19 protein-coding genes are annotated in these 18687 nt (G+C 70.0%); 2 read left to right on the top strand and 17 right to left on the bottom strand.

Features of this window, described 5'->3' with window-relative positions; genetic code table 11:
* Positions 1–96: 96 nt before the first annotated feature.
* The 11 genes from E0L17_RS00875 to rpsP form a co-directional block, all read right to left on the bottom strand.
* Positions 97–1107 carry a DUF6273 domain-containing protein gene (locus E0L17_RS00875; RefSeq protein ID WP_167929400.1) on the bottom strand — a complete coding sequence of 337 codons (1011 nt, stop codon included), beginning with the start codon at positions 1105–1107 and terminating at the stop codon, positions 97–99.
* Between the two features lie 45 nt (positions 1108–1152).
* Positions 1153–2187: a deoxyguanosinetriphosphate triphosphohydrolase gene (locus tag E0L17_RS00880; RefSeq protein ID WP_167929401.1), complete on the bottom strand. Its 1035-nt coding sequence runs from the start codon at positions 2185–2187 to the stop codon at positions 1153–1155.
* Positions 2188–2397: 210 nt separating this feature from the next.
* Positions 2398–5157: a pyruvate, phosphate dikinase gene (gene ppdK, locus E0L17_RS00885; protein ID WP_167929402.1), complete on the bottom strand. Its 2760-nt coding sequence runs from the start codon at positions 5155–5157 to the stop codon at positions 2398–2400.
* A gap of 237 nt (positions 5158–5394) precedes the next feature.
* On the bottom strand, positions 5395–5796 hold the full coding sequence (locus E0L17_RS00890; protein ID WP_167929403.1) for a kinase/pyrophosphorylase: 402 nt from the start codon (positions 5794–5796) through the stop codon (positions 5395–5397).
* Between the two features lie 56 nt (positions 5797–5852).
* On the bottom strand, positions 5853–7949 hold the full coding sequence (gene glyS, locus E0L17_RS00895; RefSeq protein ID WP_167929404.1) for a glycine--tRNA ligase subunit beta: 2097 nt from the start codon (positions 7947–7949) through the stop codon (positions 5853–5855).
* Positions 7950–8861 carry a glycine--tRNA ligase subunit alpha gene (locus E0L17_RS00900; protein WP_075280202.1) on the bottom strand — a complete coding sequence of 304 codons (912 nt, stop codon included), beginning with the start codon at positions 8859–8861 and terminating at the stop codon, positions 7950–7952. It lies immediately after the preceding gene.
* A gap of 24 nt (positions 8862–8885) precedes the next feature.
* Positions 8886–9449 carry a signal peptidase I gene (lepB, locus tag E0L17_RS00905; RefSeq protein ID WP_167929405.1) on the bottom strand — a complete coding sequence of 188 codons (564 nt, stop codon included), beginning with the start codon at positions 9447–9449 and terminating at the stop codon, positions 8886–8888.
* A complete protein-coding gene (trmD, locus tag E0L17_RS00910; RefSeq protein WP_167929406.1) occupies positions 9436–10194 on the bottom strand; it encodes a tRNA (guanosine(37)-N1)-methyltransferase TrmD in 759 nt (252 codons plus the stop codon). Before trmD ends, lepB begins: the two co-directional genes overlap by 14 nt.
* The gene (locus E0L17_RS00915; RefSeq protein ID WP_167929407.1) at positions 10191–10727 is read right to left on the bottom strand and encodes a ribosome maturation factor RimM; all 537 of its coding nucleotides are present in this window, start codon (positions 10725–10727) and stop codon (positions 10191–10193) included. The genes trmD and E0L17_RS00915 overlap by 4 nt, the downstream gene beginning before the upstream one ends.
* Positions 10728–10733: 6 nt before the next feature.
* On the bottom strand, positions 10734–11024 hold the full coding sequence (locus E0L17_RS00920) for a KH domain-containing protein (RefSeq protein ID WP_167929408.1): 291 nt from the start codon (positions 11022–11024) through the stop codon (positions 10734–10736).
* Positions 11025–11033: 9 nt separating this feature from the next.
* Entirely contained in the window at positions 11034–11369 is a 336-nt protein-coding gene (gene rpsP, locus E0L17_RS00925; protein WP_075280206.1) for a 30S ribosomal protein S16, read from the bottom strand.
* Positions 11370–11594: 225 nt separating this feature from the next.
* On the opposite strand from rpsP, the gene E0L17_RS00930 reads away from it, so the two are divergent.
* Both E0L17_RS00930 and E0L17_RS00935 read left to right on the top strand, forming a co-directional pair.
* Positions 11595–12272, top strand: a complete 678-nt coding sequence (locus E0L17_RS00930) for a response regulator transcription factor (RefSeq protein ID WP_167929409.1) — start codon at positions 11595–11597, stop codon at positions 12270–12272.
* Positions 12253–13518, top strand: a complete 1266-nt coding sequence (locus E0L17_RS00935) for a sensor histidine kinase (protein ID WP_167929410.1) — start codon at positions 12253–12255, stop codon at positions 13516–13518. The genes E0L17_RS00930 and E0L17_RS00935 overlap by 20 nt, the downstream gene beginning before the upstream one ends.
* A 36-nt stretch (positions 13519–13554) precedes the next feature.
* Here the strand turns inward: E0L17_RS00935 and dinB are convergent, their stop codons facing one another.
* From dinB to E0L17_RS00965, 6 genes are all read right to left on the bottom strand, one after another.
* On the bottom strand, positions 13555–14823 hold the full coding sequence (gene dinB, locus E0L17_RS00940; RefSeq protein WP_167929411.1) for a DNA polymerase IV: 1269 nt from the start codon (positions 14821–14823) through the stop codon (positions 13555–13557).
* Positions 14824–14862: 39 nt separating this feature from the next.
* Positions 14863–15624 carry a transposase gene (locus E0L17_RS00945; RefSeq protein WP_167929412.1) on the bottom strand — a complete coding sequence of 254 codons (762 nt, stop codon included), beginning with the start codon at positions 15622–15624 and terminating at the stop codon, positions 14863–14865.
* A 78-nt stretch (positions 15625–15702) separates the two neighbouring features.
* On the bottom strand, positions 15703–16053 hold the full coding sequence (gene rsfS / locus E0L17_RS00950) for a ribosome silencing factor (RefSeq protein ID WP_167929413.1): 351 nt from the start codon (positions 16051–16053) through the stop codon (positions 15703–15705).
* Between the two features lie 10 nt (positions 16054–16063).
* Positions 16064–16705: a bis(5'-nucleosyl)-tetraphosphatase (symmetrical) YqeK gene (gene yqeK / locus E0L17_RS00955; protein WP_167929414.1), complete on the bottom strand. Its 642-nt coding sequence runs from the start codon at positions 16703–16705 to the stop codon at positions 16064–16066.
* Complete coding sequence (gene nadD, locus E0L17_RS00960; RefSeq protein WP_167929415.1) at positions 16705–17412, bottom strand: nicotinate-nucleotide adenylyltransferase; 708 nt, start codon at positions 17410–17412, stop codon at positions 16705–16707. The genes yqeK and nadD overlap by 1 nt, the downstream gene beginning before the upstream one ends.
* The gene (locus E0L17_RS00965) at positions 17409–18668 is read right to left on the bottom strand and encodes a glutamate-5-semialdehyde dehydrogenase (RefSeq protein ID WP_167929416.1); all 1260 of its coding nucleotides are present in this window, start codon (positions 18666–18668) and stop codon (positions 17409–17411) included. Before E0L17_RS00965 ends, nadD begins: the two co-directional genes overlap by 4 nt.
* Between the last annotated feature and the right edge of the window lie 19 nt (positions 18669–18687).

Here is an 18687-nt window from a genome sequence, read left to right on the forward strand (position 1 = left end):
CTCTCTAGAGGTGCCGCCACGCTTGAACGGCACATAGGCTTACACACAGCGCCTTAGTATACGGCAGCTGGCGTCGCTAGACAAGAAGAACACAACTCAGAGGCAGAGCCCCACGACGACCCCGACCCGCTCGCCCGGGCCGCTCGTCATGCTGGGGTAGCCGGAGGACATGACCTGGTAGACCATGCGCTGCTCCCAGCCCTCGAGCGCATAGGGGTACGAGGTCCGATACCACCAGTTGCACGCCGTCCCGCCATACGCCATGACGAGCGCCGCCGAGGTGCTCGAGCCGTCGACCCCCGCGTCGGAGAAGTACTCGTACTGCTCGCCCTGCGCGGATAGGGCAGCATCGTAGGGCCCGAAGTCGACGTACTCCGAGCTGGCGCTCGGGGTGGTCCCGTACTCCCGCGCGAACCAGTCCACCTCGCCGCACACCTCCGAGACGGAGGGGGCCCAGAGCGCGTCGGCGGTCGTCGTGAGCGAGCCCACGGCATCCGAGTCGCCATAGCGCACGGCGACGTTGTCGGTGACCTTCAGCACGGGAACGACGCACGAGACGAGCTCGTCGGGCAGGAGGCTCGCCCCCTCCCCCGCGAGCCAGGACCTGAGGTCGGACGTCTCCCAGCCCCCCGCGTTCTTGTCGTCGGAGAACGGTCGCAGGGCGATGGGCGAGGTCATGAGGGTGAGGCCGGCAACGCCGCCCCCGTCCGCGCGCTCGTCGGCGCGAATCCCCACGACGCGCAGCTCGACGACGCTGCCGTCTCCGAGGGTCAGCGTCCGCGCGGCACCGACCTCGATCCCGTGCTGGGAGGCGATGGCCCTCCCCTCCTCGTCGGAGGGCGCGGCGGCTATGAGGCCGGCGATGTCGGAGAGCTCCTGCCAGGAGTACTCGTCGAAGGAGTCCGCGACGACGCGCTCGGACGTGCGCTCGGGCTCGGGGGAACCGGGGCCGCCGCCGTTCGCGACGAGCATGAGCAGCGTCGCCGCAAGGGCGACGAACGCGATCGAGAGAACGAGGGCGAGCGCCGTGAGGCACCCGCTGCCGCGACGGGACATCTCCTCCCCCTTCTTCTGCGAGCGAGCGCGGCGAGAGGTCCTTCTCGCCATCCGTCGCATGTCAGTGTAGGGGAAGCGCGCCCCGTAGCGGAGGGCTCAGCGCCTTCTCCATGACCTCGGTATCTTGAGGCCCTCGTAGACGCGGATGGCATATCGGTCGGTCATGCCGGAGACGAAGTCGGCCACCTGCACGTCAAGCGGGTCGTCGTGGAGACGGTACTCGGCGGGAACCTCGTCAGGGTGCCCGACGAAGTACCCGAAGAGGTCGACGAGCATCGCGTATGCCTTGGGCTCCTCCCACTTTGCGTCTCCGCGCGAGTAGAGCCGCTCGAAGAGAAACGAGCGCAGGGACATCATCGCCCCCCACACCCCCTCGGACATCAGGATGTCGCCGCTTCTGGAGCTCATGGACACCACGTCGTGGACCATCGTCTCGATTCGCTCCGACGAGCTCGAGCCGAGCCTCTCGCATGACTCCGAAGGAAGGTCCGACTCCCTGAGCATCCCCGCCCGCTCGGCGTCGTCGATGTCATGGCAGACATAGGCGATGCGATCGGCGAGCGCGACGACGCGGCCCTCGAGCGTGCCCGCCCGGAGCGAGCCCGTGTGGCAGCGGATGCCATCGACCACCTCGCGGGAGAGGTTGAGCCCGCGGCCGTTGCGCTCGAGAACGTCCACGATGCGCGCGCCCTGCTCGTTGTGCGCGAAGAGCCGACCCGCGCCCTCGGGCTGCCCGCGGTGCCGCGCGAGGGCGCGGCTGAGCGCGCGCTCGCCCACATGGCCGAAGGGGGTGTGCCCGAGGTCGTGCCCGAGGGCGATGGCCTCGGTCAGGTCCTCGTTCAGGCCGAGCGGCCGCGCGATTGAGCGAGCCACCTGGGAGACCTCGAGGGTGTGGATGAGGCGGGTGCGGTAGTGGTCTCCCTCGGGGGCGAGAAACACCTGCGTCTTGTGCGCAAGCCGCCTGAAGCTCTTCGAGTGCAGGATGCGGTCGCGGTCGCACTGGAAGCACGTCCTGAGGGCATCGGGCTCCTCGGGAACGCGCCGCCCCCGGGAGTCGCTCGCGAACGTGGCGTCCGGGGAGAGCCGCTCGTGCTCGGCGATCTCGAGCTCGGCGCGCGTCAGGACCCTCATCCTATCTCCTCTGTCATTTGGGGACGTGTTATTTCTCTCAGAAAAAATGGGACAGGTCAAGCACGCAAGCGACGAAGTCACCCGCACGCAATACCGCGCATGCACGGGAAGGCCTGTCCCAAAAACTCTGAGAGAAATAACACGTCCCCAAATGACGGGAGGGGGCACGTGGCCCCCTCCCGCTTGAGAGACGCAGATGACGCTCAGGCGCTACTTGGCGACCTTCTCGGCGCCACCGTTGGCCTCGATCTTGGCCTGGGCGGCCGCGAGGCGCGCGATGGGCACGCGGTACGGCGAGCAGGACACGTAGTCGAGACCGAGGTCGTAGTACATGTGGATGGACTCGGGATCGCCGCCGGTCTCGCCGCAGACGCCGCAGACGATGTCCGGGTTGCCGGCGTGGCCGCCCTCGACGCCCATCTTGACGAGCTTGGCAACGCCCTTGTCGAGCGTGGCGAACGGGTTCGTCTTGCAGATCTTCTTGTCGAGGTAGAGCGGCATGAAGGCAGCCTCAACGTCGTCACGGGAGAAGCCGAGGCCCATCTGCGTGAGGTCGTTGGTGCCGAAGGAGAAGAAGTCGGCGTGCTTGGCGATGTCCTCGGAGGTGATGGCAGCGCGCGGAATCTCGATCATGGTGCCGACCGGGATGTCGAGCTCGACGCCGTACTCCTCGGCGACGGCCTTGATGTTCTCCTCGACGACCTCGCGGACGAGGGCGAGCTCCTCCTCGAAGGCCACGAGCGGGATCATGATCTCCGGCTTGGGGCTGAGGCCCTGCTTCTGGAGTTCGGCGGTGGCGGAGGCGATGGCCTTCACCTGCATGACGTTGAGCTCGGGGTAGACCAGGCCGAGGCGGCAGCCGCGAAGGCCGAGCATCGGGTTGGCCTCCTGGAAGGAGTCGAGCTTGGCGAGAAGCGCCTTCTTCTCGGAGACGTCCTTGCCGGCGGCCTCCTCCTTGGCGATCTCGACGTCGAGGTCGCGCGGGTCCTCGAGGAACTCGTGCAGGGGCGGGTCGAGCAGGCGCACGATGACGGGCATGCCGTCCATGGCCTTGAACATCTCGAGGAAGTCGCCCTTCTGGGCGGCGCCGAGCTTCTCGACGGCGTCGGCCTTGACGGCCTCGTCGTCGGCGAGGATGAAGTTCTGGATGAGCTGCTTGCGCTCGCCGAGGAACATGTGCTCGGTGCGGCACAGGCCGATGCCGGAGGCGCCGTTGTCCTTGGAGAGCTGCGCGTCGGCCGGGTTGTCGGCGTTGGCGCGGACGCCGATCACGCGGCCGCGGTCGGCGTTGAGACGGACCTCGTCGGCCCAGTCGAGGATGGTCTGGAGGTCGCCGCCGAGCTCCGGACGGACGAGGGCGACCTCGCCGAGGATGACGTCGCCGGTGGTGCCGTCGATGGAGATGACGTCGCCCTCGTGGAGGGTGATGTCGGTGCCGGCGACGGTGCAGACCTTGTTGACCGCGTCGATCTGGAGGGCGTCGACGCCGCAGACGCACGGGGCGCCCATGCCGCGGGCGATGACGGCCGCGTGGGAGGTCTTGCCGCCGTGGGAGGTCAGGATGCCCTCGGCAGCGACCATGCCGTGGAGATCGTCCGGGGTGGTCTCCCAGCGCACGAGGATGCAGGGCTTGCCGGCCTCGGCGTAGGCCTCGGCGTCAGCGGAGGAGAACACGACGGCGCCGACGGCGGCACCCGGGGAGGCGTTGAGGCCCTTGGCGATGACCTTGTAGTCTGCCTTGGGGTCGAACTGCGGGTGGAGGAGCTGGTCGAGCTGCTCGGGGGCAACGCGCATGACCGCCTCCTCCTTGGAGATGCGGCCCTCCTCGTACATCTGGATGGCGACCTTGAGTGCGGAGAGGGCGGTGCGCTTGCCCACGCGGGTCTGGAGCATCCACAGCTTGCCCTGCTCGATGGTGAACTCGAGGTCCATCATGTCGGCGTAGTGGTCCTCGAGGATCTCGAAGACGTGGAAGAGCTCCTTGCCAGCCTCCTCGAGGCCCGGGACCTTGGGCAGGTCGGCGATCGGCTCGGTGTTGCGGATGCCGGCCACGACGTCCTCGCCCTGGGCGTTGACCAGGAAGTCGCCGTAGCGCTCGTTGGTGCCGTCAGCGGGGTTGCGGGTGAACGCGACGCCGGTGGCGGAGGTGTTGCCCTTGTTGCCGAACGCCATCACCTGAACGTTGACGGCGGTGCCGAGCTCGTCGGGGATCTTGTTCTGCTTGCGGTAGAGGATGGCGCGGTCGGTGTTCCAGGAGCCGAAGACGGCCTGCTCGGCGAGACGGAGCTGCACCAGCGGGTCGTGCGGGAACTCGATCTTGCCGTCCACGAGGACCTCGGGGTACTTCTCGGCGTCGACGTTCTCGGCGAAGATCTGCTTGAACGTGGCGACGAGGTCCTTGAGGTCGTCGGCGTCGAGCTCGGTGTCGAGCTTGACGCCCTTCTCGGCCTTCTTGGCGGCGATGGCGTCCTCGAAGAGCTGGCCGGAGACGCCCATGACGACGTCCGAGAACATCTGGACGAAGCGGCGGTAGGAGTCGTAGGCGAAGCGGGGGTTCTCGGTCTGCTTGATGAGGCCCTGGACGGAGTCATCGTTGAGGCCGAGGTTGAGGACGGTGTCCATCATGCCCGGCATGGAGAAGGGGGCGCCGGAACGGACGGAGACGAGCAGCGGGTCGTCGGAGTCGCCGAGCTTCTTGCCCATGCGCTCCTCGAGGTCCTTGCGGTACTCGTCGATCTCGTCGAGGACGCCCTCAGGCCACACGTTGCCGGCGCTGGAGTAGGCGACGCAGGTCTGGCAGGTGATCGTGAATCCGGGAGGGACGGGCAGGCCGATGTTGGCCATCTCGGCGAGGTTGGCGCCCTTGCCGCCGGTGATCCACTTGGCCTCGGCAACGGACTCTCCCGCGACCTCGGTCACGTTGTTGCCGTTGGCGTCGAAGCCGAAGCGGTATACATGCTTTTCTGCCATGTTTTCCCCTTGCTTTCCTAGGGTTCCTGACGCGTCCCGCCAAGGACGCGCCCTTACAGCTCGGTCGCGCACCGCCATCGCGCGGCCATAGGTCATGGTAACAATCGCGGGACCCCTCGCAACCGATTTTCTGCATCTGGTCCCGCTGAGTAGGTAAGCGGCGCGACGGCGAGAAAAACGGGGCCGCGCCCTGCGGCGCGGCCCCAAAGGTAGTAACATGGAATGCGATTTGGCCGTTTAGTTGGCCGAGCTCTCATCCTTGTAGATTGCGCCGATCTCGCGCGTGGGCTCCTCGCCCGTCAGCGTGGAGATGACCGTGACGGCCGGACCGAGCAGGTCGATGGAGGGGATGCCGCGGCGGTCGAGCTCGCGGCGGATCTCGCGGCGCAGCGTGCCGTTGGCGAACGTGTGGAACACGGCGCACGGGCGGCTCTCGTCGTAGTTCTCGTCGAGGAACGCGCGGACGGTGTCGACGTCCTTGACGTTGGAGAGGCGCTCGATGTCGACGGACCCGTCGCCGAACTGTGCGGCGGCGGCCATGACGACGGTGTTGGCCGTCTCGCCACGAGCGTCGGAAAGAACGAAGATGAGGGGGACGACCTGACCGAAGATGTCGTCATCCAGATCGAGCTTAGTCACCACGAGTCCTCCTGTACCTATCAGGCTTCACGGGGCATACCCCGTCCCACCGTAGCCTACTTCTTCCGAGAGAGCGCGCCGATGTCGGCAATCCCCACGAAGACTTCAACGAAGCGATTGAGGAGGCGCAGGCGGTTCTCCCTTACCTCAGTATCCTCGTCCATGACAAGGACGTCGTCGAAGAATCGGTCGATGGGCGTCTTGAGTTCGGCAAGGGCGTCGATCGCCGCGCGGAAGTCCTTCTCGGCGAGCGCGGACGCGACCCTGCCCTCGCCCTCGTCGCAGGCAGCGAGCAGGGCGCGCTCGGCGTCGCCGAGAAGCGAGGCGTCGACGTCGGAGCCGAGGCTCGCGTCGGCGAGGTGGGCGGCGCGGGCGTACGCCGTGGCGAGGTCGTCGAAGACCTCGGGGCTCTGCGAGCGTGCGTCCTCGAGGGCGCGGGCGCGGGCCATGAACTCGACGGGGTCGATGACGCCCACCGCGGAGACGGCCTCAATCGTGTCGGGGCGCAGGCCCTCGTCGCGCGCGATGGCGACGAGGCGCGCCTGGAAGAACCTCACGACGGCGGCGGCCACCGCCTCGAGGTCGAACTCGAGGCCCTGGGCCTGGTAGGCGCCGAGCGCAAGGCCGATGAGCCGACGAAGGTCGCAGCCCGGGAGCGCGCGGAGCATGGCGATGACGCCGATGGTCGCTCGGCGGACCGCATAGGGGTCGGAGGACCCGGTGGGCGGCTCGTCGATCGCGAAGATGCCGCAGATGGTGTCGAGCTTGTCGGCGATGGCGACGCAGCGGCCGCAGGTGCCGGACGGGAGCTCGTCGCCGGCGAAGCGCGGGCGGTAGTGCTCGCGGATGGCGTCGCAGACCTCGGGGGCCTCGCCGGCTGCGGCGGCGTAGTAGCCTCCCATGACGCCCTGCTGGTTGGTGAACTCGACGACGGCCTGGGAGACGAGGTCGGCCTTGGCGAGGTGCGCGGCGCGCGCGGCGGCCGCGACCCCCGCCTCGTCCTCCCCCGCCTGCGTGGCGACGGCGGCGGCGAGCCCCTCCATGCGCTCGACCTTCTGGCGCATCGTGCCGAGCCGCTCCTGGAAGGTCACCGAGCCGAGGCGCTCAACGAACTCCTCCATCGGGCGCTTGAGGTCCTCGTCATAGAAGAACTTGGCGTCGTCGAGGCGGGCGCGCACGACCTTCTCGTTGCCGGCGACGACGGTCTTGGAGACCGCGGGGTCGGCGTTCGAGACCACGACGAACTCGCGCGTGAGCTCTCCCGAGGCGTCGTAGATCGGGAAGTAGCGCTGGTTGGAGAGCATGGACTCGCAGATGATCTCATGCGGGACCTCGAGGAATGCCTCGTCGAAGGTGCCCACGAGGACCGTGGGCCACTCGCAGAGGTTCACGACCTCGTCGAAGATGCGCTTGGGGGTGTCCACGCGAGCGCCCCCGCGCTCGGCCTCGATGCGCGCGATGCCCTCGCGGATGGCCTCGGCCCGGCGCTCGGCCGAGAGCACGAAGGCCCGCTCGAGCGTGGCCTCGTAGTCGGCGGGAGACGCGACGACGTGCTCGCCCGGCGCCAGCACGCGGTGGCCGCGCGTGACGTTGGACGAGGTGACGTCGGCATAGGACACGGGGACGACGTCGGTGCCGAGAAGCGCGCAGATCCAGCGGATGGGGCGCACGAACGTGGCGTGCTCGGAGCCCCAGCGCTGGCTGCGGTAGTTGGGCCACTGCAGGCCGCCGATGACCTCGGCGGAGAGCCGGGAGAGGATGGGGGCGGCGGGCTCGGAGGGGACGCTCCTCTCGGCGAAGACGTACTCGTTGCCATCGGCGTCGACGCGGCGGACGAGGTCGGCGGCCTCGGCGCCGCACTTGCGGGCGAAGCCGAGGGCGGCCTTGGTGGGCGCGCCGGAGTCGTCGAACGCGATGGCGGCCTTGGGCCCGCGCTTCACCTCGTGGATCTCCTCGGTCGCGACGGCGACGTCCGCGACGAGGGCGGCGAGGCGGCGCGGCGTGGAGATCACGCGCACCTCCCCGTGGGAGAGCCCGGCGGCGTCAAGCCCCTTGGCGACGAGCCCGCCGAGCTGGCCGGCGGCGTTCATGAGCGGCGCGGACGGCATCTCCTCGGTGCCGATCTCAAGCAGGAAGTCTCGGGTCTCGGCCATCTAGGCCACCTCCCCCTTCTGTGCGTCTCCGTCGGTCTTTCCCGCCACCTCCGCGAGGTAGCTCTCGCAGCAGAGCTTCGCGATCGTGCGGACGCGCAGGATGTAGTTGGCGCGCTCCGTCGCCGAGATGGCGCCGCGGGCGTCGAGCAGGTTGAAGGCGTGGGAGCACTTCATCACGCAGTCGTACGCCGGCAGCGGGAGGCGGCGCTCGAGGCACGAGTGGCACTCGGCCTCGTAGTCGTCGAACTTCTGCCGCATCATCTCGACGTTGGCCACCTCGAAGTTGTAGGTGGAGAACTCGTACTCGTTCTCGTGGAACACGTCGCCGTAGGTCATGGGCGTGCCGTCGGGCAGATACGACCAGACGACGTCGTAGACGGAGTCCACGCCCTGGATGTACATGGCGATGCGCTCGAGGCCGTAGGTGATCTCCACGGGCACGGGGTCGCACTCGATGCCGCCCACCTGCTGGAAGTAGGTGTACTGGGTGACCTCCATGCCGTCCATCCAGACCTCCCAGCCGAGGCCCCAGGCGCCCAGCGTCGGGCTCTCCCAGTCGTCCTCGACGAAGCGGACGTCGTGCTCGGCCGGGTCGAGCCCGATGGCCTTGAGGGAGCCGAGGTAGAGGTCCTGCGAGTCGACGGGGCAGGGCTTCAGGATCACCTGGAACTGGTAGTAGTGCTGCATGCGGTTGGGGTTCTCGCCGTAGCGCCCGTCCGCCGGGCGGCGGCACGGCTGCGGGTAGCAGGTCCGCCAGGGCTTGGGCCCGAGCGAGCGGAGCGTCGTGGCGGTGTGGAAGGTGCCCGCGCCCACCTCCGAGTCGTAGGGCTGCATGACGGTGCAGCCCTGGGCGGCCCAGTAGCGCTCGAGCGCGAGGATCATGTCTTGGAACGTCAGCGCGGAGTCTCTCATATCAGTCCTTCCCTAGGTCAGGGGCTAGAGCGCCCCGATGCGAGAGAGCGGCCAGTAGATGAACAGTGCCCTCGATGTTACGTCATCGACGCTCACGGGGCCGAAGTAGCGCGAGTCCTTGGAGTTGGTTCGGTTGTCCCCCATGACCCAGACGCAGCCGTCGGGGACGACGTAGGGGTACTCGATGCCCGCGGAGCCCTCGAGGTCCGAGAGCGAGTAGGTCGGCCTCCCGCCGACGTAGGGCTCGTCGAGCGCCTCCCCGTCGACGTAGACGGCGCCGTCGACGAGGTCGATGGTCTGGCCGCCCACCGCGACGACGCGCTTGATGAGGGTCTCCCCGTCGAGCGGGCTCTCGAAGGTGACGATGTCGCCCTGGGCGGGCGCCTCGAAGCGCAGGCTCACCTTCTCGCCGAGCAGCATGTCGCCCTCGAGGATCGTGTCGCGCATCGACCCGGAGGGGACGTAGTAGGGCATCCCGACGAAGGTCCTGAGCAGGAACGCCACGCCGACCGCAAAGGCGACGCTCCCGATGATCCAGCCGTGGCGGGCGAGGAATCCCTCGCGCCCCGGGGCCTCATGACTCGCCATGAGCGCCGTCCCCCCTCGTCTCGCGCGCGACCCGCTCGGCGAAGTCGCGCTCCTCCGTCGTGAGCTCGGCCGCCCCCAGCAGGTCGGGCCGCCAGCGGGCGGTGCGCTCGATCGCGCTGCGCCTCCGCCAGGCGTCGACCCGGGCGTGGTCGCCCGAGAGGAGCACCTCGGGCACCTCCATGCCGCGATAGCTCGCGGGGCGGGTGTACTGGGCGTACTCGAGCAGGCCGGCAGAGGAGAACGACTCGTCCTCCGCGCTCCTCTCGTCGCCCAGGGCGCCCGGCAGCAGGCGGACCGTCGCGTCGATGACCACGAGCGCCGCCAGCTCGCCGCCCGTGAGGACGTAGTCGCCGAGCGATATGACCTCGTCGGCGAGCGAGTAGGCGCGCTCGTCCATGCCCTCGTACCGTCCGCAGACGAGCAGCACGCGCTCGCGCCGCGAGAGCTCCTCGGCGCGCGCCTCGTCGAAGCGGGCGCCGCAGGGCGAGAAGAACACGACGTGGGGCGCGGGGCCGTGCGACGAGAGGTCGTCGATCGCCTCGAAGATGGGGGCGGGCTTCATGAGCATCCCCTGCCCCCCGCCGAACGGCGCGTCGTCCACCGTGCGGTGGCGGTCGTGCGTCCAGTCGCGCAGGTCGTGCGCGCGGAACTCGAAGACGCCCGCGCGCTGGGCGCGGCCCATGATGGACGCGTCGAGATAGGGGGCGAAGACGTCGGGGAAGACGGAGAGGGTCTCGAATATCACAGCGACCCCCCCTCCCCCGGCCAGCCGAGCCCGCGCGGGACGCGGATGGGGATGGGCCCCTCGTCGGGCACCGTCGAGACGACCTCGTCGACCACCGGGACGAGGACCTCGCCGCCGCCGTCGACGTCGAGGACCCACACGTCGTTCGCGGGGCCGCTCATGACCTCGCGTATCCGCGCGCGGCGGCCGTCCCCCTCGCCCACGACCTCCCGGCCCACGAGGCGCTCCGGGTCGTGCAGGGCGAGGTCCTCCGGCAGGTCGCGCTCGCGGGCGAGCAGGAACCGGCCGACGAGGCGCTCGGCCGACGAGACGTCGCCGACGCCCGAGAGCGCGACGAGTCTCCCCGCGCGCCCCTCGCCCGAGGCCGAGACGACGGTGCGCCAGCGCGGCCCCTTGAGCTCGGGCGGCAGCACGGCGACCTCGAGCCCCTCGCGCACAAGTGAGGGAAGGCCGTGGACGGGCTCCGTCACGACCTCCCCTCTTCTCCCGCGCGCCTTGGCGACGCGGGCTATGGTCCTGTAGCGCTCGCGCATGCGCCCCTAGCCTACGACCTCGACCTCGACCATCGTGCCCACGCGCTGCCCGAGGGCGCGCGCGAGAGTGCGGATGGCCTTGATGGTGCGGCCCTTGCGGCCGATGACGCGTCCGGCGTCGTCCTCGGAGCACGTGACCTCGATGAGGGACGAGCCCTCGCTGTCCGTCACGTCGAGCGACACGGCCTCCTGGTCGTCGACGAGCCCGCACACGATGTACTCGACGAGGTCGGCGACCCGGTCGGACGGGAGCTCGCGCCCCTGCGCCCCGTCGAGCGCGCTGTCCGTGGCCTCCATGGGGCGCGCCTACTCGGCGTCGGCCTCGGCGGCAGCCTCGGCGGCGGCAGCGGCCTTGGCGGCGGCCTTCTTGGAGAGCTTCGCCTTCTTCTCGACGACGGGCTCGCCGGTGCGGGCGATGTCGATCAGGTGGGCGACGGCGTTGGTCGGCTGGGCGCCCTTGGCGACCCACTCGTCGACCTTCTCGAGGTTGATGTCGATGACCTTCGGGGTGGTCAGCGGGTTGTAGCGGCCGACCTCCTCGATGTAGCGGCCGTCGCGCGGCATGCGGCCGTCGGCGACGACGACGCGGTAGTACGGGCGCTTCTTGGCACCGTGGCGGGCCAGGCGAATCTTAACTGCCAATGAAAACTCCTCCGATACGTGCGGTGCGCGTGGTTGGTAGGTAGGCCGCACCGCATAGCCACATAGCAGTTAGACATCATACCGCTCCTCAATGTGGTCGCAAGGTGCAGTTTTTGTGAACGGCTGGCGTCGAGTCCGTGCGCGCCCGGGCGAGTTCAGGAGAAATTAAGGCTCGGTGGGTAGGATAGCAGCGACAAGTGCAGCCGAGGCCGACAGGGGGCACCTATGAACATACTGGTCGTCGAGGACGAGAGAAACCTCGCGGACGCCATCGTCCGCATCCTGGAGGGGGCCTCCTACAACGCCGAGGCGGTCTACGACGGCACCTCCGGGCTCAGGTCGGCCCTCTCGGGGGCCTACGACGCCGTGGTGCTCGACGTGATGCTGCCCGGCATGAGCGGCTACGACGTGGTGCACGAGATGCGGCGCGAGGGCTCCGCGACGCCCGTGCTGCTCCTCACCGCCCGCTCCTCGACCGCCGACAAGGTCGAGGGCCTCGACTCCGGCGCGGACGACTACATGACGAAGCCCTTCGAGGCGGCCGAGCTCCTCGCCCGCCTGCGGGCCCTCACGCGCCGCCGCGGCGACGTCATGCTCGACGAGCTGACCTTCGGCGACATCCGCCTCGACCTCGAGACGCACGACCTCTCCTGCGGCGAGTCCTCCGTCCACCTCTCCGGCAAGGAGTTCGAGGTCATGAGCGTCCTCATGAGCTCCTCGGCGCGCGTCGTCTCCAAGCAGGACCTCCTCCTCAAGGTCTGGGGGGCCGACGCCGAGGCGTCCGAGAACTCCGTCGAGGCCTACGTCTCGTTCCTGCGCAAGAAGCTCGCCCACGTGGGGTCCGCCGTCCAGATCACGACCCTCAGGATGCTCGGCTACCGCCTTGAGACGTTCGAGCGATAGCGCCCGGCGAGAGCCGATGCTCGCGCGGCTGCGCCGCAACTTCATCGCCGTCGCGATGTCGATCGCCGGCGCCGTCCTTCTCGCCTCGCTCGGCTCCTCGTTCTTCTCGTCCTACACCACGCAGCAGGCCCTGACCGACGACCTGCTCACGCGCGCGCTCTCCGCAGAGAGCTGGGCCGCCGCCAGAATCGGCGACGGCGACGGGCGTGGCGCGGACGTCATGCTCGCCGTCGCGGTCGACGTGGGGTTCGACGGCACGGTCAGCCTGAGCAGCGCCACCCCCCTCACGATCTCCGACCCCGCGCTCGAGGAGCTTCTCGCCGAGGCGCTCTCGAGCGAGTCGGCGTCCGGGAGGAACTCCTCCTATCACGTTGCCTGGATGCGGGCCTCGACGCCCAGCGGCTGGCGCGTGGCCCTCGCCGACACCTACTCGAGGGACGCCGCCCTGCGCGCGCAGGCGACGATGGACGCGGCCATCTTCCTCGTGGCCATGGCCGCGCTCCTGCTCGTCGTGAGGCGCCTCGCCCGCTGGATCCTGCGCCCCGTCGAGGAGGCGTGGGACCAGCAGAGGCGCTTCGTCTCCGACGCCTCGCACGAGCTCAAGACCCCGCTCGCCGTGATACTCGCCAACGCGCAGATCCTCGAGACGGCCGAGGGCGTGCCCGAGGACGCCCGGCGCTGGGCGAGAAGCACGGCGGAGGAGGCCAAGCACATGAAGGGCCTGGTCGAGGACCTGCTCACCCTCGCGCGCGCCGACGAGCAGCGGGCCTCCGGGGAGCGCGCCGCCGCCGAGCGCGTGGACCTCAGCGCGCTCGTCGACGGCTGCGCGCTCGAGTTCGACGCCGTCGCCTTCGAGCGGGGCTGCTCGATCGAGAGCTCCCTCGAGCCCGGCCTCTCCGTCGTCGGGGACCCCTCGCAGCTCGGGAGGCTCGTGCGGACGCTGCTCGACAACGCGACGAAGTACGCCGCGCGCGGCACCGAGGTGCGCGTCGCGCTCGCCCGGGAGGGTCGGCGCTGCCGCCTTGCGGTCACCAACCTCGGCGACGTCATCGCGCCAGAGGACCTCGAGCACCTCTTCGAGCGGTTCTACCGCACCGACCGCGCGCGCGAGCGCCAGCCGCAGGGGGGCTTCGGGCTCGGCCTCGCGATCGCACGCAGCATCGCCGAGGCGCATGGCGGCACGATCGGGGCCGCCTCGAGCCCCGAGGAGGGGACGACCTTCACCGTCCTTCTCCCCCTCGCCTGACGAGGGCGACCTGGCCGGGGCGATGGGTCGCCGCCGTCAGAAGTCCGACTTGTTCAGCGGGGCCGTGTCAGAGGTCCTCTGCCTGAAGCGCAGGTCGCGCCCGTAGCCCACCGCCGCGTCCCCGAAGCGGTCGCGGACGGCGTCCGTCACGCGGCCGAGCGCCGAGAGGTCTCGCGTCACGCCCGCGTCGCTTCCGGCGGAATCGCCGAAGAGCGCGAGCTGCTCCGCGCCCGGCCCGTCGAACCCCGACACGCCCACCCCCACGAGCCGCGCCGGCATCCCCGGCGCCCACACCTCGTCGAGCAGCGCCGCGGCCGCCCTCCCGAAGACGCGCTCGTCGTCGGTCGGCGCGGGGAGCGCGCGCTGGGCGGTGTGCCCGTGCCCGACGTCGTACTTCAGCTTGAGCGTCACCGTGCGCCCCTTGAGGCCCTTGCGGCGCAGGCGGCGCCCCACGACGGCGGCGACGTGCAGTATCGCGGCCTCGATCTCGTCGCGCTCCGTCAGGTCGGACGAGAAGGTGCGCTCGTTGGAGACCGACTTGACGTCGTCGGGCGCGGCGGCCTCGGCGACGCGGCTCCGCTCGCGCCCGGCGGCCCGCACCGCCATCCTGGGGCCGAGGACGCCGAACTCCCGCTCGAGCGCGCGCACGTCGGCGCGTGAGAGCTCGCCGAGCGTGCGGATGCCCATGCGCCTCAGGCGCTCCTCGGTCGCGGGGCCGACGCCGCTCATGGCGCCCACCGGCAGCGGGGCGAGAAACGCCCGCTCGGTGCCGGGCGGGACCACGGTGAGGCCGCGGGGCTTCTCGCGCTCGGAGGCGATCTTGGCGACGGTCTTGTTGGCCCCGAGCCCGATGGAGCAGGTGACGCCGAGCTCGGCCACCCTCCTCTGGACGCGGCAGCAGATGGCGACGGGGCTCTCGCGCGAGAAGCGCCCCGGGGTGACGTCGAAGAACGCCTCGTCGATGGAGACCTGCTCGACGAGGGGCGTCTCCTCTCCGAGGATTCCCATCACCCGGGCGCTCATCTCGCGGTAGCGGTCGAATCGCCCCTGCGTCCATATTGCGTCGGGGCACAGGCGACGCGCGGTGGCCGAGGGCATGGCCGAGCGCACGCCGAAGCGCCGCGCCTCGTATGACGCCGTGGAGACCACCCCGCGGCGATCCGCCGAGCCGCCCACGATGACGGGCCTCCCCCGCCACTCGGGATGGTCGAGCTGCTCGACGGACGCGAAGAAGGCGTCGAGGTCGAGCAGGCCCACGGCCGGGCCCTCCCACTCCAGGGACACGATGTTCGAAGCTCCGTCCATGGGACGATTATACGTTGCCTAAAGGGGGACAGGCCCCATTTAGGCATCCCTGCGACGATGGGTCGCATGCGAGATCGTGCTTCTCCCTATGCCCGTGAGGCGCTCGACCTGCCGGATGGTGAGGCCCGCGTCGCGCATCAGCTGAAGGAGCCGGTCTCTCTCGGCGCGGCCCATCGCCTTCAGGGCGGAGGGCTCGACGTCCCCGAGGGTCTCGCGCGCCACGGCGAGCGCCTCGTCGTCTGACACGCGTGCCCCCAGCCGCTCAACGTAGCCGAGGTAGTCGGCGCCCGCGCTGAAGTCGACGAACCCCTCTGGCCCGCCGAGCATGTCGAGGACGGTCCCCGTGCGTGCCAGAATCGTGGCGCCGCCGGCATACTCGGCGTAGCTGCTCCACGGATACTCCTCCGCGCGGCATATGCCGGCGCGCGCCGGGTTGTCGTGGATGTAGCGCACGACCTGAAGGAGCTGGCGGTCCGAGGTGACGGGGACGCTCTTGAACCTCCCGTCGAAGACGTGGCCGACATGCCCGGTGAGCCGGTTGAAGTGCGCGGCATAGCGTCCGGCGAGCCGATGCATGGCATGGCTGAGCTCGTCTGCCGAATCCTCGAGGAGCAGGTGGACGTGGTTGCTCATGAGGCACCACGCGAGCACGTTGATCCCGGCGTCGCCCAGGCATTCCCGCGCGAGCAGGAGGAAGAGCCTCCTGTCGCCGTCGCACTCGAATATGATCTGACGTCCGCTGCCGCGCAGGACGACATGGTAGAAGCCCTGCTCGGCACGAACCCTGGGGCTTCGTGCCATGATTGCCTCCTCACCGCGTGGCAAGAAGGCTAGCACGATGCGGACGAGATAGCTTGCCTAAAAGGGGCCTGTCCCCTTTTAGGCAAGGTCGAGGCGAGGGGCGTCGCCCCAGAGGGTCTCGAGGCGGTAGAAGTCGCGCGACTCGGGGCGGAAGACGTGGACGACGACCGAGCCGTAGTCGACGAGCACCCAGGAGAGCGCCTCCCTCCCCTCGCAGGAGAGGGGCGAGACGCCGCAGTTCTTGGAGACGCGCTCCCGGACCTCGTCGACGATGGCGTCGACCTGGCGGGCGTTCGCCCCGGTGCAGATGACGAAGTAGTCGCAGACGTCGGTGAGCGAGGTGAGGTCGAGGCAGACGAGGTCCTCCGCCTTCTTGTCGTCTGCCGCGCGGGCGGCGACGCGGGCGATCTCGAGCGGGGTGAGGGGCATGTTCTTCTCCTTACGGGCGACCCTCGGCGCGGCGCGCGGCGAGGGCGTTGTAGACTTCGATGGTGCCGGGATAGAGGTAGCGTCCTCCCTCGAGGACGTAGACGATGCCGCCGACGAAGGACTCCCAGAAGAGGTCGTCAAGCGACGCCACGCCCACGAGCGAGCGGCTCCGCTCTATGCCGGGCGTGTCGGGCCGGAGCGGCTCGATCCCGTCCGCGACGAAGAGCACCTCGTCGAGCGGGGACATGTCAGGCGCGGCGGAGGTGTGGACGGAGATGGCGTGCCACACCTCGGAGGGCAGCTCGGGGTAGCGCGTCGGCAGCGTCCGGGAGGCGATCACGCCATGGAGCAGCGGAAGGACGAGCTCGAGGTCGACCCCGAAGTCGAGGCCGAGCCCGCGCGCGGCCTCGAGCTGCTCAGAGGCGGAGGACGCCTTGGCCCAGTCGTGGAGCAGCCCCGCGGCGCGCGCGAGGAAGGGGTCCACCCCGTAGGCCACCGCGAGCCGCTCGGCGGTCCGGGCGACCGAGAGCGAGTGCGCGAGGCGTCGCTGCTTCCTCGCGAGGTGCCCGGAGACGTCGGACTCGATCCTCGCGAGGAGCGCGCGCTCCTCGGGCGCGTACGCGACGGCCCCGGCGCGACTCCTGCCGCCCACTAGGAGACCACCTCCCCGGTCTGGCCGTACCTTCCCCTGCTGGCGCCATAGAGGCCGTGCTTGTGGAGGTATCCCGTGACCTGGTCCGGCGTGAGGTAGCGCAGGCTCTGCCCGGCACGCACGCGCTCGCGGAGGTAGCTCGACGAGATGGCGAGCGCGGGGACGGAGAGGTACGTCACGTCGAAGTCGAGCCCCGAGGCGGCGATGACGTCCCAGGCGCGGTCGAGGTCATAGCCCGGGCGCGTCGCGCCCACGAGGTGCGCGAGCCGGGCTATGTCCGCGGCGTCGCGCCAGGTGACGATCTCGGTGATGGCGTCGGCGCCCGTGATGAAGTAGAACTCGACATTGGGCGGGTAGAGCTCGCGGAGCAGCCGGAGCGTGTCGGCCGTGTAGGTGACGCCGTCGCGGTCTATCTCGAAGCGCGAGGCGACGAAGTGGGGGTTGTCGGCCGTCGCGAGCAGCGTCATGGCGAAGCGCTCCTCGCCCGAGGTGACGTCCTGGTCGAGCTTGAAGGCCGGGCGACCGGCCGGCATGAACACCACGAGGTCGAGCCCGAGGTCGTCGAAGGCCTGCTCCGCCGCGACGAGGTGGCCGTGGTGGATGGGGTCGAAGGTCCCGCCCATGATGCCGAGGCGGTAGGTGCGCCCCTCGTCCGCACCGAGGACGGGCAGGTCGGCGGCGCGCAGCGCGGAGACGTCGACGCTCATCGCACCTGCCCGTCCCCGCGGGCGAGGTACTTCGTCGTGGTGAGCGCCGCGGCGCCCATGGGCCCGCGCGCGTGAAGCTTCTGGGTCGAGATGCCGATCTCGCCGCCGAGCCCGAAGACCCCTCCGTCGGTGAAGCGGGTCGAGGCGTTGGCGTAGACGGCCGCGGCGTCGACCCCGGCGAGAAACGCCTCGCAGGCGCCGTAGGACTCGCTCACGATGGCCTCGGAGTGCCCGGTCCCGTAGCGGTTGACGTGCTCGATGGCCTCCTCGACGCCCTCGACGCAGCAGACGGACATCTTGAGGTCCAGGTACTCGGTCCCCCAGTCCACCTCGGTGGCGACCCCCATCTCGACGCCGCACGACGCGGCGACGGAGCGGGCCGCATCGTCGCCCACGAGCTCGACCCCCCGCTCGGAGAGGGCGAGAAGGACGGGCGGCAGGAGCCGCGCCGCGGCGCACGAGTCGACGAGGAGGGACTCCGCGGCGTTGCAGACCCCGGGGCGGGAGCACTTGGCGTTCGTGACGATCCGCACGGCCTTCTCGGCGTCGGCCTCGCGATGGAGGTAGATGTGGCAGTTGCCGGTGCCCGTCTCGATGACGGGGACGGTCGCGCGCTCCACGCAGCGGCGGATCAGCGCGGCGCCGCCCCGCGGTATGAGGGCGTCGACGAGGTCGTTGGCGCGAATGAGCTCGTCGGTCTCCGTGTGGGCGGCGTCGTCGGAGACGTACTGCAGGGCGTCTGCGGGCAGCCCCGCCTCAGCGAGCGCCTCACGGCATGCGGCGGCGATCGCCTCGCAGGACTCGCGGGCCGCGGAGCCGCCCTTCAGGACGCAGGCGTTCCCGGAGCGCACGCAGAGCGCGAACGCGTCCGCCGTGACGTTGGGACGCGCCTCGTAGACGATGGCGACAACGCCGAGCGGGACGCTGACCTGCTCGATGCGGACCCCGCACTCGAGGGTGCGCCCGCCGACGACGCGGCCGAGCGGGTCGTCCTGGCGCGCGATGTCCTCGAGGGCCGAGGCGATGGAGCGAAGGCGCCCGTCGTCGAGCAGCAGGCGGTCCTGGAGGGGCGCCGGCATGCCGGCCTCCCTCCCCCGCGCGAGGTCCCGCGCGTTCGCCGCGCAGATGTCGGCGGAGCGCTCGAGGATGAGCCGCGCGGCGGCGCGTATGGCGCTCGATCTGTCGGCCGCGCTCGAGCGACCGAGCCGTATGGACGCCTCGCGCGCGAGCGAGGCCTTGGTGCGAGCCTCTGACATGGGCCGCTCCTTTCGCAGG

Origin of the sequence: Olsenella sp. SW781 (genome assembly GCF_012027725.1) — a bacterium.
Classification (GTDB): Bacteria; Actinomycetota; Coriobacteriia; order Coriobacteriales; family Atopobiaceae; genus Thermophilibacter.